This window comes from Thalassospira sp. A3_1 (assembly GCF_017744215.1).
GTDB lineage: Bacteria > Pseudomonadota > Alphaproteobacteria > Rhodospirillales > Thalassospiraceae > Thalassospira > Thalassospira lucentensis_A.
In genome coordinates this window covers 1-2,500 of record NZ_JAGHQQ010000008.1, presented here as the reverse complement: position 1 = coordinate 2,500, position 2,500 = coordinate 1, and the positions used below count along the sequence as shown (strand labels likewise).

At 54.1% G+C, this 2,500-nt stretch carries 2 rRNA genes (1 of these 2 cut by a window edge); both read left to right on the top strand.

What is annotated here, in order from left to right:
- Positions 1–2,262: ribosomal RNA gene (locus J7395_RS20785) — 23S ribosomal RNA — on the top strand (it extends 487 nt beyond the left edge of the window).
- Positions 2,263–2,381: 119 nt separating this feature from the next.
- Positions 2,382–2,496: ribosomal RNA gene (gene rrf, locus J7395_RS20780) — 5S ribosomal RNA — on the top strand.
- Positions 2,497–2,500 lie beyond the last annotated feature (4 nt).

The following is a 2,500-nucleotide window of genomic DNA, read 5'->3' as shown; positions in this document are numbered from 1 at the left end:
ATAGTTCCTGAAACCGGATGCCTACAAGCAGTTGGAGCCTCTTTATGGGGTGACAGCGTACCTCTTGCATAATGGGTCAGCGAGTTAGTCTTACAAGCGAGCTTAAGCCGTTAGGTGTAGGCGCAGCGAAAGCGAGTCTGAATAGGGCGATTGAGTTTGTGGGATTAGACCCGAAACCAGGTGATCTAGCCATGAGCAGGTTGAAGGTGATGTAACAGTCACTGGAGGACCGAACCCACGTCTGTTGAAAAAGACGGGGATGACTTGTGGTTAGGGGTGAAAGGCCAATCAAACCTGGAGATAGCTGGTTCTCCGCGAAATCTATTTAGGTAGAGCGTCAGACGAATACCATCGGGGGTAGAGCACTGAATGGGCTAGGGGGCCTTACCGGCTTACCAAACCTAATCAAACTCCGAATACCGATGAGTACTATCTGGCAGACAGACTACGGGTGCTAAGGTCCGTGGTCGAGAGGGAAACAGCCCAGACCGCCAGTTAAGGTCCCAAAGTTGTGGCTAAGTGGGAAAGGATGTAGGACGGCCAAGACAACCAGGACGTTGGCTTAGAAGCAGCCATCGTTTAAAGAAAGCGTAACAGCTCACTGGTCTAAATAAGCTGTCCCGCGCCGAAGATGTACCGGGGCTCAAGCCACACACCGAAACTGCGGATTTGTTCTTTTAGAACAAGTGGTAGCGGAGCGTTCCGTAAGCCTGTGAAGGTGTACCGTAAGGTATGCTGGAGGTATCGGAAGCGAGAATGCTGACATGAGTAGCGACAAAGGGAGTGAGAACCTCCCTCGCCGAAAGCCCAAGGGTTCCTGCGCAAGGCCAATCCGCGCAGGGTGAGTCGGCCCCTAAGACGAGGCGGAAACGCGTAGTCGATGGGAAACAGGTTAATATTCCTGTACCCGTGAGAAGTGACGGCCTCTGGAAGTTGTGTCTCCTTATTGGATTGGAGATGCTGCCAAGGAGGTCCAGGAAATAACTCTCACATATGGACCGTACCCGAAACCGACACAGGTGGGCAGGTTGAATATACCAAGGCGCTTGAGAGAACGATGTTGAAGGAACTCGGCAAATTGCCCCCGTAACTTCGGGAGAAGGGGGCCCACCGTGAAGGCAACTTTACGGTGGGGGCACAGACCAGGGGGTGGCGACTGTTTACTAAAAACACAGGGCTCTGCGAAGTCGCAAGACGACGTATAGGGTCTGACGCCTGCCCGGTGCCGGAAGGTTAAGAGGAGATGTGCAAGCATTGAATTGAAGCCCCGGTAAACGGCGGCCGTAACTATAACGGTCCTAAGGTAGCGAAATTCCTTGTCGGGTAAGTTCCGACCTGCACGAATGGCGTAACGACTTCCCCACTGTCTCCAACATCGACTCAGCGAAATTGAATTCTCCGTGAAGATGCGGAGTACCCGCGGTCAGACGGAAAGACCCCGTGCACCTTTACTACAGCTTTGCAGTGGTATCAGGATGTGAATGTGCAGAATAGGCGGGAGGCTATGAACCCGAAGCGCCAGCTTCGGTGGAGCCACCTTTGAGATACCGCCCTTTTGCTTCCTGATATCTAACCGAGGTCCGTTATCCGGATCCGGGACCCTGCATGGCGGGTAGTTTGACTGGGGCGGTCGCCTCCCAAAGAGTAACGGAGGCGCGCGATGGTAGGCTCAGGCTGGTCGGACATCAGCTTAAGAGTGCAATGGCAAAAGCCTGCCTGACTGCGAGACTGACAAGTCGAGCAGAGACGAAAGTCGGTCATAGTGATCCGGTGGTCCCGCGTGGAAGGGCCATCGCTCAACGGATAAAAGGTACGCCGGGGATAACAGGCTGATACTCCCCAAGAGTCCACATCGACGGGAGTGTTTGGCACCTCGATGTCGGCTCATCACATCCTGGGGCTGGAGCAGGTCCCAAGGGTTTGGCTGTTCGCCAATTAAAGTGGTACGTGAGCTGGGTTTAGAACGTCGTGAGACAGTTCGGTCCCTATCTGCCGTGGGCGCAGGATACTTGAGAAGAGCTGTCCCTAGTACGAGAGGACCGGGATGGACGCACCTCTGGTGTACCGGTTGTTCCGCCAGGAGCATCGCCGGGTAGCTAAGTGCGGAAGGGATAACCGCTGAAAGCATCTAAGCGGGAAGCCCCCTTCAAGACTAGGTATCCCTATCAGATCCCTGGAAGACCACCAGGTTGATAGGCTGGGTGTGGAAGCGTGGCAACACGTGAAGCTAACCAGTACTAATTGATCGATCGGCTTGATTGATCCCTCTTGCTAATTGACTAATTCTGACTTCTTGCGCAGCGGTAAAACCCGCCAAGCAAAATACAAAACAACCAATATCGCATCACAAAATCTCCGATCTCTTCGCTGTGTTTCGACGGCCCGGTGGCCATAGCGGCCGGGAACCACCTGATCCCATCCCGAACTCAGAAGTGAAACCTGCCTGCGCCGATGGTACTTTGTCTTAAGGCACGGGAGAGTAGGTCACCGCCGGGCCTTC